The sequence below is a fragment of the Bacillus sp. SRB3LM genome (assembly GCF_015712745.1).
Taxonomy (GTDB): domain Bacteria; phylum Bacillota; class Bacilli; order Bacillales; family Bacillaceae_G; genus Bacillus_A; species Bacillus_A thuringiensis_K.
Genome location: NZ_VWVQ01000039.1, coordinates 1 through 14,065, shown reverse-complemented (window position 1 = coordinate 14,065; position 14,065 = coordinate 1). Strand labels below are relative to the sequence as shown.

Below are 14,065 nucleotides of genomic sequence, written 5' to 3'. Positions count from 1 at the left end.
TTGTTTTAATTATTTAATTTATATAGAATGAAAAAGATATGTATCGATTCTTTATGATGTAGAAAAAATAGAGAGTCTCATCGATGCATTTAAATCGTATTATTTTTATAGAGAGATTAAATGTTAATTAATTACATTTAAAACGGCATGGAGGGGTAGAAGTATGTTTCAAGGGAAATTAAGGAGTAGTAGTTTAAAAACAAAGTTACTTGTATCATTTATTATTATTTTAATTCTTCCAAGTATTGTAATTGGTTGGACGTCTTATCAACAGGCGAAGACGAATTTTAATGAAACGATTTTAAACTCGGCTAAAGATAATATAAAAATTTTGGATAATGTAATTAATAAAGAATTGGATAGTAAAAAAGTAGATGCAACTTATTTTACGAAATTATTCACACAATCAAGTTACCAAGCAGATCAAATTCAAAACATACAAAATAAACTAGAAGAATACAATAAACTGCATCCAGAAATGGAAGCAATCTATACAGGATCTAGTAATGGACAGTTCATTCAATCACCAGCTATTCAGATGCCAGATGGATATAACCCTACAGAAAGAGATTGGTATAAAGAGGCTGTGAAGAAAAGCGGAGAAGTAATTGTAACTCCTCCATATAAGTCAAAAACGACAGGGAATATTGTTATTACACTAGCAAAACAAAACGAGGATAAAAGTGGCGTTCTTGGGATTGACTTAATCATTAATGATATTGTTACTACTTCCAAGATGGTTAATATCGGTAAGGAAGGGTATGTAGCAATATTTGATCAAGATAAAAATGTAGTAGCGCACCCGACACTGAAGCCAGGAGAGAAATTAGAAGAGAAACTTAGTAAAGAATTGTATAAACAGGAAGCTGGGGATGTTCATTATTCATTAGATGGTGAAGATCGCAATATCACTTTTAAAACGAATAAGAAAACTGGATGGAAAATAGCAGGAATTATGCCTTCCAAAGAAATTATCCAAGCGGCTGAACCTATTTTCTATAAAGCAATAACTGTTCTTGGAATTTCACTAATAATCGGTGGGATTGTAATTTACTTCATAATTGCGTCTATTATTAAACCGTTAAAACAACTTGTCATATCATCGAAGAAGATTAGTGAAGGTGATTTAACAGAATCAATTACAGTTCATTCTAAAGATGAAATTGGACAGCTAGGAGAAAGTTTTAACGAGATGGCTGCATCGTTACAAAGTGTCATTTCCAATATAAACACTTCAGCAAGTCATGTAGCGGCATCTTCAGAAGAATTAACAGCTAGTATGAAGCAGACAAGCGAAGCAACGGAACAAATTACACAGGCGATAGAGCAAGTATCAAGTAGTGCAGAAATACAAACGAAAGAAGTTGAAGAAGGAGCAACATTGTTAGAAGAAGTTACAGAAGGAATTCAGCGTGTTGCAGATAGTTCTTCATTAGTATCTACAGCCTCTATGTATACGAAGAAAAAAGCTGAAAATGGTGGGAAGTTAGTTGAACAAACAGTGAATCAAATGCAATTAATTCATGAGTCTGTTTCACAGTCAGACAAAATCATTGGTTTATTAGACGATAAGTCGAAACAAATTGGAGCAATCCTCGAAGTGATTCAACATATTGCAGAACAGACAAATTTATTAGCGTTAAATGCGGCAATTGAGGCTGCGAGAGCTGGAGAGCAAGGAAGAGGATTTGCAATTGTAGCAGATGAAGTGCGAAAACTAGCAGAACAATCAGGACAGTCTTCTACGGAAATTGGGAAACTAGTGAAAGAGATTCAATTTGATATAAAAGAAACAGTAAGCTCTATGAATCAAGTTGGAACAGAAGTACAATCAGGACTTGTAGTTGCAAATGAAACGAAGCAAAGCTTTGCCGAAATATTGAAGTCTACAAATGATACAGTTGTACAAATTGATAGCATGGTAGATGTAGCAAAACAAATGACGGTAGATGCAAAGCAAGTAAGTGCATCTATTAATGAAATTGCAGCTACGATTGAAGAAAATGCAGCAAGTGTTCAAAATATTGCTGGTTCCTCTGAGGAACAATTAGCTTCAGTAGATGAAATAAATGCAGCAGCAGTCCATTTATCACAAATGGCAGAAGAATTACAAGAGATGATTAGTAAGTTTAAAGTGTAATAACAAATATTAAGAAACGAGGTAATAATTTTACTTCGTTTCTTTTTTTATGAAGAGAAAAAGAAAGAAATATAGAGTAACCGTGTTATGATTAAGTATAATTAAAGAGACTGTATATTCTTTAAATTCCATCTTTAATCATGTTAGGGGAATGGTTTTGAAATTTAAAAAATTAAAACTCCAACCGAGAATTACATTAACTATAAGTACACTTATTTTAGTTGTACTTATGCTAACGAGTTATTTATTTTATTACATATTATCTGAAACGGTAGAAGAGCAAATTGGGAAACGAGCTTTGCATGTTGCGAAAACAGTTGCTGCTATACCTGAAATAAAGGAAGCTTTTCAAAAAGAAAACCCAGCTTCTATCATTCAGCCGATTGCAGAAAGAATTCGAATGGATACAGAGGCTGACTTCATTGTAGTTGGAAATAAAGAGGGGATTCGATATGCGCATCCTGAGCGAGATAAAATAGGAGAAGCGATGATTGGTGGAGATAACAAAGGTGTTTTATTAGAAGGAAAATCATATGTTTCGAAAGCAACTGGATCATTAGGCCCTTCATTACGTGGAAAAGTTCCAATCCGTAATCAGGAAAATGAAATCATTGGTGTGGTGTCTGTTGGATTTTCAATGGATGATATTCATGGAGCGGTAGAGGTGTATGGAAAGCGTGTATTTTGGATTACAATAATAGGGCTATTAATTGGAGTAATCGGCTCTATATATTTAGCGGCAAGTATAAAAAGAATGATGTTCGGTATGGAACCAGAAGAAATTTCATCTTTATATGAAGAGCATAGTACAGTGATTCAATCTGTACGTGAAGGAATTATTGTAATCGATAAAAATGGCATGATTAGTTTAGTCAATCAAGCAGCCTATGATATTCTTTCGCTAGATAAACAACAAAATATTATTGGGGAATTTATTTTAAATGTAATTCCTAATTCAACGATACTAGATGTACTTCAAACTGGTGAAGAACAGTTTGATCGCCAATTAAATATAAAAGGACAGGCTGTTATTGCGAACCGTCTACCTATTAAAGTAAAGAATAAAGTAACTGGCGTTGTATCGAGCTTACGTTTGAAATCTGAAATGGATCAGTTAACAGCAGAATTATCTCAGACGAAGCAATATACAGAGGCATTACGAGCGCAAACGCACGAATATAACAATTTATTGTATACGCTTTCAGGTCTTATCCAATTAGAATCATACGAAGATGCTTTAGAGCTTATTCATAAGGAAACAGCGGTATATCAAGATTTTGTTCAATTTATTATGAAGCGGATTCAAAATCCATGGCTAGGTGGAATTTTAATTGGATTTTATAATAGAGCACGAGAGTTGAAGATTGATTTTATGCTAGATAGAGAAAGTGGTTTAGACAAAGTAAGTCCACATATTGAGAGTAATTATGTCGTTTCTATTTTAGGGAATTTAATTACGAATGCATTTGAAGCAATTGAAAAAAATGAAGAGAATGATAAGAAAGTAAGGATGTTTGTAACTGATATTGGAGAAGAAATATTAATTGAAGTGGAAGATTCAGGGCAAGGGATTCATGATGAAATAATTACTAGCATATTCTATAAAGGCTTTTCGACGAAAGAAGGAGGAGAGCGAGGATATGGATTAGCAAAAGTGAAAGAGTTAGTAGAAGATTTAAATGGAAGTATTGCAATTGAAAAAGGGGATTTAGGTGGTGCGTTATTTATTATTGCACTACCGAAAGAGAGAGGCGAATAGTAATGGGTGAGGAGATTGAAGTATTAATTGTAGAAGATGATATTCGGATTGCTGACATTCATCGTCGTTTTACTGAAAAAATTGAGGGATTTAAAGTAATTGGAACGGCAACGACTGGAGAACAAGCGAAAGAATGGCTAGAGCTTGTGAAGCCACAGCTCGTGTTATTAGATGTGTACTTACCTGATATGCAAGGAACGGAACTTGTCACATATATTAGGAATCATTTGCACGATACAGATATCATTATGATTACAGCGGCATCGGAAACAGATGTAGTGAGGCACGCCCTGCGGGGCGGAGTAACAGATTATATCGTAAAGCCACTAATGTTTGATCGATTTAAGGCGAGTTTGGAAAGTTATCAAAAAAAGATTATGCAGCTGAAGAAAAATAATCAATTATCTACAGAACAAATAGAACATTTATGGTCTCAAAGAGGCGTAAAGGGAAATGAAATGGAATATGCCCCGAAAGGGATAGACCCCTTAACTTTAGCAAAAATAAAAAAACATATGTTAACAGTTAATGAAGAAGGGATTACAGCAGAGGTACTAAGTTCAATGGTAGGCGTAAGTCGATCAACTGCAAGGCGCTATTTAGAGTATTTGATATCTGGGAAGAAAGTCCACGCAGAGCTAATATATGGAAGTGTTGGGAGACCGGAGAGGCGTTATTTTCTTACTTCTTCATAATAAAAAACAGTAGAGGATTTTATTTCTTCTACTGTTTTTTTGCATCTTATATTGGAATAATCCCAATTACAATACCGGTAATTAACATAACCATTGTCGTTCCAACGGCCCACAATAAAGTGAAGCGTTGATGTTCACCGAAATCAACTTTGGCCATTCCGACCAATAAATAAGTGGAAGCGACAAGAGGACTTAATAAGTGAACGGGTTGCCCAAGTAAGGAAGCGCGTCCCATTTCAGCTGCACTAATTCCGTAAGTAGCAGCAGCCTTCGTTAAAATAGGCAATACCCCAAAGTAAAATGCATCATTGGACATGAAAAATGTGAATGGCATACTGAGAAGTGCTGTAATAATTGGCAATTGTGGTCCAAGTGCATCTGGTATAAGAGTTACTACACTGTTAGCCATGGCATCTACCATTTTTGTTCCAGATAAAATACCAGTGAAAATACCGGCAGCAAATACGAGAGAAACAACTGCTAATACATTCCCTGCATGAGAAGCAATACGTTCTTTCTGTTGTTCTAAGTTTGGATAGTTAATCATAACAGCAATAGCAAAAGCGATTGTAAATAAAACAGGTAACGGCATAACTTCTAGTATGAGACAGACAAGTAATGTAGCGGTTAATAAAAAGTTAATCCATAGAAGTTTAGGACGTTTATGCACTGCGGCTTCGACAGTTGCAGCTTGCTCATCCATTGTTTGCATTTGTTTTAAATACTGTACATCCATAATTCCTAAACGTTTTCTTTCTTTTTTTCCAAGATAGTAGGCAACGAAAACAACCCAAATTGCACCAGCAATCATTCCTGGAATAAGAGGTGTAAATAATTCGGAAGCCTCAAGTCCAAGTGCGCTCATAACACGAGCTGTGGGTCCACCCCAAGGTGTAAGATTTGTTACCCCCGCCCCTAACATAACAACTCCAGCTAATATGAGGGGGTTCATTCCAAGGCGCTTATATAGTGGATACATTGCGGAAACTGTAATCATGTATGTTGTTGTACCGTCACCATCTAGAGAAACGATAATAGTCAATATAGCCGTTCCGATAACGATTTTTAAAGGATCTCCTTTTACAAATTTTAAAATCTTACTAATGACAGGATCGAATAAACCGCTATCAATCATAATCCCAAAATATAAAATAGCGAACATAAGCATAATACCAGTAGGTGCTAACTTTTGAATCCCCTCTAACATCATAGGCCCCATATTGGCATAGAATCCGCCAATTAATGCAAAAACACTCGGAATTAATATTAATGCTACTAGCGCTGACATACGTTTCGTCATAATTAAAAACATAAAGACAAATACCATCGCAAATCCAAGTAGTGCTAACATGTAATTTCCCCCTCTAAAGAATGATTGCGCTTTCAAAATAGAATAAAAATTCAGAAAAAGGTTTTTTATTTATAATAAAAGCATCTATTCAAATGGTAAATAATTTGAAAAATAACATCATTAGAAGCATAATTTTTATTTTGTTCATTTTGTTCACGGTAGTTAATTTGAATTTTTAAAAAGTAAGCTGCTCCTCGTAAGAATGGTAGAATAAGATGAAAATAGTGAAGTGTGAAATAGGGAGTAGATGTTATATGAAAACGAGAATTGAAGAGATTTATAGCTCTTATGAAGGAAAAGTAGAGGAGATTTTTATTAATGAATCTTCTTACGTATATGAATGGGAAAAATTACTGATGATCCGAAAAAATGACGGTGAGCTTAAAAAAATCGCAGTCGGGATTAGTGGAAATATAAGATTGGTAAATGTAGAAGTTGGACAGGAAATTAGTGCGGATACATTATTAGTTAAGTTAGAAGATGATTTGTTAATTACAGGTTGCGAGTGATGAGAGATGTGTAGAAATAACTACACATCTTTGTTTGTTTCCTATATTACAAAAAGCACATTGTTTTTTCACAAATCTCACACAACCTTTTGGTATTCTTTTCGTGGAGTATACGGTTTCTAGGGAGGGATATTGATGAAAGTAAAATATGTCGTACTTGCTATATGTTTATGTTTCGTATTTATGATAGTCGGGTGTGGGAAAAAGGAAACAGCAGCTGTTGCCATTGATGAGAAACATGATAAATGTGATATTTGCCAAATTGGGGTAACAGATAATCAATTTGCAACAGAAATTATTTTAGAAAATGGAAAAGCGTTAAAGTTTGATGATATCGGTTGTATGTATAAATGGATGGAGATTAACTCAGATGAAAAGACGAAAGAGAAATTTGTCCGAGATTATGATTCGAAAGATTGGATTTTGTTAGAAGACGCTACTTACGTATATGATAAAACAATAACGACACCGATGGCTTATAATGTCATTTCATTTAAAAATAAAAAAGATGCAGAGAGCTTTGTATCTAACTATAAGGGGAAAGTTCTTTCGTATAAAGAGCTAGCAGAGCATAAATGGGAAATGAATAAAGAGATGATGGGGAAACCGAAAGCAGGAAATCATGGTGGACATCATTAATAATAGAAAAAGACAACTATATAGTTGTCTTTTTCTATTATTACTCAGGTGCAAATATAGAAAAGGTGTAAAATTTTTAGAAGAACGGTTACAATGGAATATAGTAACCTAAAGCAATCGTTTATCCCGCATTAACGGGCAGTAAGATCTCCACCTCAAAATTTAGTGAAAGCAAAGAAGTTAGGTGGAGTCGGGCTGCCCGTAAAAGCCCGACTGGTGTGGGCTAATAATTAGTGGTGGATGAACAAAATCCCCACTAATTAAAGTTTCACTTTATGTACTTTTTAGAAATGTATACAAATGCGGTAAAAACGTGCTAAACTAATTGCTTCATAATGTTAATGATGGGGCCATCAGGCGTATCATTTCAATAGGTTGAGAAACATAGTATAAGCTTAAGATAATCCGTTTAAAGAAGGAATCTAAAGGGCTTATGGATAAATGTACTCAAGAAGAGTTATTGTATGTGATGGAGGAATGGTTAAGAAAACATTATCTTTCATAGGAGCTGTAGTTGTGAGAAAACAAAAAATTTTATTATGTATTTTATTAGGACTTTTAATGACGGTAGTGGCTTGCGATAAGCAAGAAGAACCAGAATCGAGACCGGTTCATGTGAAAAATGAAAAGAAAAAAGAGAAGCATAAAGAACAGGAAGAATCTAAAGAAGAGAAAAGTATAAATTTAATGGACAAACAGTTGTTACTTTCAGCTACTCTTGGAGACACAGAGACAACTATGAAGTTGATTCAGGATGGAGCGAATATAAACGTAGAAGGTGACAACGGAGAAACGCCTGTCCTTGCAGCGACGTACCAAAATCATGTAGAGACAGTTAAAGCATTAATTGGTGCAGGTGCTAATATTGAAATTAAAGATGAGAAAAAAAGTAATCCACTTCTTTATGCAAGTAGAGAAGGATATACGGATATTGTAAAAGTATTAATTAATGCAGGAGTTAATACGAAAGAAACGACTAGGTCAGGTGGGACAGCACTTATTTCTGCATCTGAGCGTGGCCATGTAGAGGTTGTTAAAGAATTATTAGAGCATACAGATATTGATGTGAATTATAAAAATGAACGTGGTGGAACAGCGCTATTAGAAGCCATTGTATTAGGAAATGGTAGTGAAAACCATAAGAAAGTAATTCAATTGCTTATTGATCACGGTGCAGATGTAAATATGGCTAACAAGGAACATCTGACGCCACTGCAATACGCTGAAAAAAGAGGTTTTAAAGATATTGTAAATATGTTGAGGGTAGCTGGAGCGAATGAAGTAGTACAGCCACAACAAACAGTAGAGTAAAAAACGAAAAATAATCCCATTTAGATAGACAGAATGAAGAAATCAGTTAGTATGATGGATTCAGTAATGTGTATTTGAATGGGATTTTTGTTTTGAGCATGAAAAATAGATTATGAATGGATGGTAAATGGAGTAAATAAGGAGGAAGCCTTATTTTGCAATTGTAAAAAATGAAAAGGTAGTTTCTGTTTGTTGCAGTGCAAGAAGTACGCCCGTAGCTGCTGAGGCAAGTGTGGAAACTTTAGCGGAGTTTGAAGGGACCGGATATGGTACTGATGTTGTTACAGCCTGGGCTATATCAATACAAGAGGAAAGGCGCATTCCACTTTATAGTACTGCTTGGGATAACTTTGCTTTGCAAGCAGTGGTAAGCAAACTAAAAATCATTAACTATGGAATGAATTTACATATTGATTGAATTTTAAGTATTGTTTCGTTCTTATTTTTATATTTAAATATATAGATTAATGTAAATGGTGATGTGGTGAATATTAACATTCGATTAACACCTAATTAACAATCTATCAAAACTGACTTAATAAATGCGTAATATAGTAAAGGTAACAAAATAACTAGGGTAGAGAACATTTGAGAACACCCACTTACATATAATGTGCTACTTTCTTAGGTGTGCTCTATTCCCTAGAGTTCAAATAAGGAGAAAGGCGTTCTATGTAAGTAGGTGTTTTTAGTTTGGATAAAAATAGAACAGTTAGGTGGAATAAATGTTTGAAAAACCTTATATTGCGATGATAAAGGATTGGGAAGGATACAAAGCATACAAAAAATTGCCGAAAACAGTTTTTCTTATGACTGGTTCAATGCTGGAATTACCAGAGCGTGTATATGAATTGCAGAAACATGGACATGATGTATTTCTTCATTGTGATTTTATACAAGGCTTAAATACGAATACAGAGGAAGCGCTTTTGTATATTCAAGATGTTATCGGGGCACAAGGTATTATTTCAACAAAAGGTTCGACAATTCGAAATGCTAATAAAATTGGATTGAAAACAATTCAACGTATTTTTATTGTAGATACTTTATCTCTTACTAAATCAATTGAAAATTGTAAAACGACTAAACCGAATGCAGTAGAGATTATGCCGGGGATTATGCCTTCTATTATTAAACAGCTAGTAGAGGAACTAGAGTTTCCTATTATTGCAGGCGGGCTGATTCAAACTCGAGAAGATGCGGAAATTGCAATTCGTGCAGGAGCAAGTGCGATTTCAACAAGTCATTATGAAGTATGGATACAAGAAGAAAAAAGGAGTGCAACCTTGTGATTGAATTGAAAAATGTTTCAAAGGTATATAAAAATGCAGAAGAGACAGCGGTTAAAGGCGTATCGGTTCATATTAAGAAGGGCGAATTTTTTGTTTTAGTTGGACCTTCGGGATGCGGGAAAAGCACATTATTACGAATGATCGCTGGCTTAGAAGAGATTTCTTCGGGAGATTTAATTATTAATGAATGTGTTGCAAATGATCTAGAGCCGAAAGACCGTAATCTATCAATGGTATTTCAAAATTATGCATTATATCCACACTTATCTGTAGAAGAAAATATTTTATTTGGACTTAAGGTAAGAAAATTACAAAAAGAAGAGCGACAAAAGCGATTAATGGAAGCTATTGAAATGGTAGGACTGAAAGAGTATGTGAAAATGAAACCAGGCCAATTATCAGGCGGACAAAGACAGCGTGTTGCACTAGCCAGGGCAATTGTGAGTCAGGCACCAATCTGTTTAATGGATGAACCACTTTCGAATTTGGATGCGAAATTACGTGCGCAAATGAGAATAGAAATTAGAGAAATTCAGCAGCGATTAGGAATTACGATGATTTACGTTACCCACGATCAAATAGAAGCGATGACTATGGGAGATCGTATCATGGTTTTAAATAAAGGAAGTATACAGCAAGTTGGAACACCACTTGACATATATAACGAACCAGCAAACGAGTTTGTTGCAAGCTTTATAGGTTCTCCTTCTATGAATATAAATGATGGGGAAGTGAATAAAGAAAAAGGTGTATTACATATAGGGAAATTGCAAGTTCCATTATCTATTAGACAGTTAAAGCAATTACCAGAAGGAACAATTCGCATAGGCATGCGTCCTGAGCATATTGCACTGTCTGAGGAAGGACAAGAAGTGACGTTGCAATCTGTAGAAGTATTAGGGAATGAATCTATATTGAACTTTGCGGTAAATGGAACAACTTGGAGTGCGAAAGTTATCGGACAGTTACTCTTGAACAAAGGTGACAAAGTAAAATTATTATTCTCGCAAGAAAAGTTATGCTTCTTTAACGAAAACACGAATGAACGCTTAAAAGTGGTAGCTAAAGAAGAGTTGAAAGTGGTGGCGAAATAATGATCGAAGTAAGTAAGTTACCAGTTCAAACAAAGGTGTCAAAAAAGAAAAAATTATGGGGGAGAACGAAAGATTTAAGAATAGGATTATTGTTTTTGGCACCATCTATTTTGCTATTTTCGATTTTTCTGTTCTATCCATTGTTTAGGACGATTTACTATAGTTTTTATTTAACCGATATACATGGAGAAGCTAATCTTTTCGTTGGCTTAGAAAATTATCAATATTTATTCTCTGATCCAGCCTTCTACAAAAGTATAAAATCAACTTTATTATTTGTTTTATATACAGTGCCTACGAGTATTATATTTGCTTTGTTTCTTGCATTGATTGCAAATGGAAAGGTAAGAGGTATTGGGTTATTCCGAGTTCTGTTTTCTTCGACGATGGGAATATCAGTAGCTGCTAGTGCAGTGATTTGGCTATTTTTATTTCATCCAAGTGTAGGATTATTTAATAATATATTAGGCTCTATGAATCTTCCTGCAATCGCATGGTTAACGAGTCCGGACTGGGCACTATTCTCTGTATCAGTTACAACAGTTTGGGTGAATACAGGATTTGCATTTTTAGTTATATTAGGTGGTTTACAAAATATCGATACGTCTTTATATGAGAGTGCATCTATAGATGGTGCTAGTTATTTATATAAGCTTCACCGTGTTACATTACCGATGCTATCGCCAACTTTATTCTTTATTGTAACCGTAACGTTAATTAGTGCGTTCCAAAGCTTTGGACAAATTGATATTTTAACGCACGGTGGACCGAATGATGCAACGAATTTAATTGTGTACTCGATTTACAAAGAGGCGTTTGTGAATCATCAATTTGGAACAGCAAGTGCACAAGCGATGGTATTATTTGTTTTCATTTTCATTGCTACATTACTTCAATTTAAGTTTGCTGAGAGAAAGGTGCATTATAAATGATTGTTAAACAGTGGAAGCAAAATTTCCTATTATACATGCTGCTCATAATTAGTGCAGTAATGGTATTTTTTCCTGTACTGTATGCGTTTTTAATAAGCTTTATGACACCAGACGATATTCAAATGAGAAGGTTATTTCCAACTCAATTTACTTTTGATAATTTCATTAATATTTTTCAAAAAGTACCGCTTTTTACATACTTATATAACAGTTTAATTGTATCGATAGTCGTTATGATTGGACAACTTATCGTATCAAGCTTAGCGGCGTATGCTTTTGTTTTTCTTCAGTTTAAAGGAAGAAATCTTATTTTCTTCCTGTTTATTTCGACGATGCTTATTCCGTGGGAAGCAACGATGGTACCTAACTTTTTAACGATTCAAAACTTTGGCTGGATCAATAGTTTCGCTGGGATGACAGTGCCGTTTTTTGCGACAGCTTTCGGTATTTTCTTGTTACGTCAACATTTTATGACACTTCCGAATGAACTGAAAGAAGCTGCATTTATTGAAGGGATTGGAAATATAAGATTTTTATCCAGCGTTGTAATTCCGTATTGTAAAACGAGTTTTATTACGCTTGGAGTATATAGCTTTTTAACAACATGGAATATGTATTTATGGCCACTTTTAGTGACCACTGATGAAAAAGTAAGAACAGTGCAAATCGGTGTAAAGCAGCTTCAGTCTCAAGAAGTTGCAACTGATTGGGGAAGCGTAATGGCCGGTGTTACGGTTATCGTTATTCCAACATTGATTTTACTATTTTTAGGGCAAAAGCAATTACAACAAGGATTAACAAAAGGTGCAATTAAATAACTAAGAGAAGGTGAGATTTAAATGAGTCTAGTTAAAAAAGGTGCTGCTCTATTAATGGTAGCAACAATGGCATTATCTAGTGCCGCTTGTTCAAATAGTAAAACAGAAGGAAAACCTGAAGCACAGGCAAAAGTAGCACCAGTTGAAAAAAATGGTGATAAAACTGTAATTCGCTTCTGGCATGCGATGGGTGGAAAAACACAAGGTGTACTAGATAGTCTTGTTGCAGACTATAATAAGTCGCAAAATAAATATGAGATAAAGGCAGAGTTCCAAGGAACATATGAAGAGTCTTTAACGAAATTTAGAACGATGTCTGCAACGAAAGAAGCGCCAGCTCTTGTTCAATCGAGTGAAATTACAACGAAATATATGATTGATAGTAAAAAAATCACACCAATTGATAGCTGGATAAAAAAAGATAAGTACGATACGTCAAAATTAGAAAAAGCAATTACAAATTATTATTCAGTTGATGGAAAAATGTATTCTATGCCATTTAATTCATCTACACCAGTATTAATTTATAATAAAGATGCTTTCGCAAAGGCGGGCTTAGATCCAGAGAAAGCTCCGAAAACATATGCGGAATTACAAGAAGCAGCGAAAAAGTTAACGATTAAAGAAGGCGGAAATGTAAAACAATATGGATTCTCCATGCTTAACTATGGTTGGTTCTTTGAAGAATTGTTAGCGACACAAGGTGCTTTATATATAGATAACGAAAACGGTCGTAAGGATGCTGCAAAGAAGGCGGTATTTAACGGTAAAGAAGGACAGAAAGTATTTGGAATGTTAGATGATTTAAATAAAGCTGGCGCACTTGGAAAGTATGGAGCAAGTTGGGATGATATTCGTGCCGCGTTCCAGTCTGGACAAGTTGCTATGTATTTAGATTCTTCAGCAGGTGTTCGTGATTTAATTGATGCATCTAAGTTTAATGTAGGTGTTTCATATATTCCATATCCAGGGGATTCGAAACAAAATGGTGTTGTCATTGGAGGCGCATCATTATGGATGACGAATATGGTTTCAGAAGAAACGCAACAAGGTGCTTGGGACTTTATGAAATATTTAACGAAGCCAGACGTACAAGCAAAATGGCATACTGCAACAGGTTATTTCTCAATTAATCCAGATGCATATAATGAGCCATTAGTAAAAGAGCAATATGAAAAATATCCACAGTTGAAAGTAACAGTAGATCAATTGCAAGCGACGAAGCAATCTCCAGCAACACAAGGGGCTTTAATTAGTGTATTCCCAGAATCACGAGATGCAGTTGTAAAAGCATTAGAAGCGATGTATGACGGGAAGAATAGTAAAGAAGCGTTAGATGAAGCTGCCAAAGCAACAGATAGAGCAATTAGCATTTCAGCTCGTACGAGTCAAAAATAAGAGAAAGCCGTATCCTTAATGAAGTGACCCCCCAAAGTTAGACAGGTCGTTTCATTAGGCAGCCTCTAGGGTATGAGCCCGGTATTGTACTGGGCTCATACCCTTTAATTTTGCCTTAATTCTTTTA

The 14,065-nt window shown here is 34.9% G+C and carries 12 protein-coding genes and 2 pseudogenes; 13 read left to right on the top strand and 1 reads right to left on the bottom strand.

The window, feature by feature from the left end; genetic code table 11:
* Positions 1 to 163 precede the first annotated feature (163 nt).
* The 4 genes and pseudogenes from F3I02_RS34935 to F3I02_RS17460 all read left to right on the top strand — a co-directional run.
* Positions 164 to 1,198, top strand: a pseudogene (locus F3I02_RS34935) (HAMP domain-containing protein); the annotation flags it as partial.
* On the top strand, positions 1,193 to 2,140 hold the full coding sequence (locus F3I02_RS34930; protein ID WP_374058655.1) for a methyl-accepting chemotaxis protein: 948 nt from the start codon (positions 1,193 to 1,195) through the stop codon (positions 2,138 to 2,140). The pseudogene F3I02_RS34935 and the gene F3I02_RS34930, both read left to right, overlap by 6 nt.
* A gap of 151 nt (positions 2,141 to 2,291) precedes the next feature.
* Positions 2,292 to 3,899, top strand: a complete 1,608-nt coding sequence (locus F3I02_RS17465) for an ATP-binding protein (RefSeq protein ID WP_074594042.1) — start codon at positions 2,292 to 2,294, stop codon at positions 3,897 to 3,899.
* 2 nt (positions 3,900 to 3,901) lie between these two features.
* Positions 3,902 to 4,594 (top strand): response regulator, encoded by a 693-nt coding sequence (locus tag F3I02_RS17460; RefSeq protein ID WP_000503469.1) that lies wholly within the window; start codon positions 3,902 to 3,904, stop codon positions 4,592 to 4,594.
* A 46-nt stretch (positions 4,595 to 4,640) separates the two neighbouring features.
* Here the strand turns inward: F3I02_RS17460 and F3I02_RS17455 are convergent, their stop codons facing one another.
* A complete protein-coding gene (locus tag F3I02_RS17455; protein ID WP_000880466.1) occupies positions 4,641 to 5,945 on the bottom strand; it encodes a CitMHS family transporter in 1,305 nt (434 codons plus the stop codon).
* A gap of 254 nt (positions 5,946 to 6,199) precedes the next feature.
* On the opposite strand from F3I02_RS17455, the gene F3I02_RS17450 reads away from it, so the two are divergent.
* The 9 genes and pseudogenes from F3I02_RS17450 to F3I02_RS17410 all read left to right on the top strand — a co-directional run bounded on the left by F3I02_RS17450 (position 6,200) and on the right by F3I02_RS17410 (position 13,938).
* Positions 6,200 to 6,454: a hypothetical protein gene (locus tag F3I02_RS17450; RefSeq protein WP_000857376.1), complete on the top strand. Its 255-nt coding sequence runs from the start codon at positions 6,200 to 6,202 to the stop codon at positions 6,452 to 6,454.
* Positions 6,455 to 6,589: 135 nt separating this feature from the next.
* The gene (locus F3I02_RS17445) at positions 6,590 to 7,093 is read left to right on the top strand and encodes a nitrous oxide reductase accessory protein NosL (protein WP_074594044.1); all 504 of its coding nucleotides are present in this window, start codon (positions 6,590 to 6,592) and stop codon (positions 7,091 to 7,093) included.
* A gap of 441 nt (positions 7,094 to 7,534) precedes the next feature.
* Positions 7,535 to 8,404, top strand: coding sequence for an ankyrin repeat domain-containing protein (locus tag F3I02_RS17440; RefSeq protein WP_000287344.1), 870 nt, complete (start codon positions 7,535 to 7,537; stop codon positions 8,402 to 8,404).
* Positions 8,405 to 8,546: 142 nt separating this feature from the next.
* Positions 8,547 to 8,822 (top strand): annotated as a pseudogene (locus F3I02_RS17435) (GNAT family N-acetyltransferase); the annotation flags it as partial.
* Positions 8,823 to 9,129: 307 nt separating this feature from the next.
* Entirely contained in the window at positions 9,130 to 9,696 is a 567-nt protein-coding gene (locus tag F3I02_RS17430) for a glycerol-3-phosphate responsive antiterminator (protein ID WP_000462084.1), read from the top strand.
* The gene (locus tag F3I02_RS17425; RefSeq protein ID WP_000571374.1) at positions 9,693 to 10,790 is read left to right on the top strand and encodes an ABC transporter ATP-binding protein; all 1,098 of its coding nucleotides are present in this window, start codon (positions 9,693 to 9,695) and stop codon (positions 10,788 to 10,790) included. The genes F3I02_RS17430 and F3I02_RS17425 overlap by 4 nt, the downstream gene beginning before the upstream one ends.
* Positions 10,790 to 11,722, top strand: a complete 933-nt coding sequence (locus F3I02_RS17420; RefSeq protein ID WP_000573804.1) for a carbohydrate ABC transporter permease — start codon at positions 10,790 to 10,792, stop codon at positions 11,720 to 11,722. The genes F3I02_RS17425 and F3I02_RS17420 overlap by 1 nt, the downstream gene beginning before the upstream one ends.
* Positions 11,719 to 12,540: a carbohydrate ABC transporter permease gene (locus tag F3I02_RS17415; RefSeq protein ID WP_196478246.1), complete on the top strand. Its 822-nt coding sequence runs from the start codon at positions 11,719 to 11,721 to the stop codon at positions 12,538 to 12,540. Before F3I02_RS17420 ends, F3I02_RS17415 begins: the two co-directional genes overlap by 4 nt.
* Before the next feature lie 21 nt (positions 12,541 to 12,561).
* The gene (locus F3I02_RS17410; RefSeq protein ID WP_000060605.1) at positions 12,562 to 13,938 is read left to right on the top strand and encodes an ABC transporter substrate-binding protein; all 1,377 of its coding nucleotides are present in this window, start codon (positions 12,562 to 12,564) and stop codon (positions 13,936 to 13,938) included.
* Positions 13,939 to 14,065 lie beyond the last annotated feature (127 nt).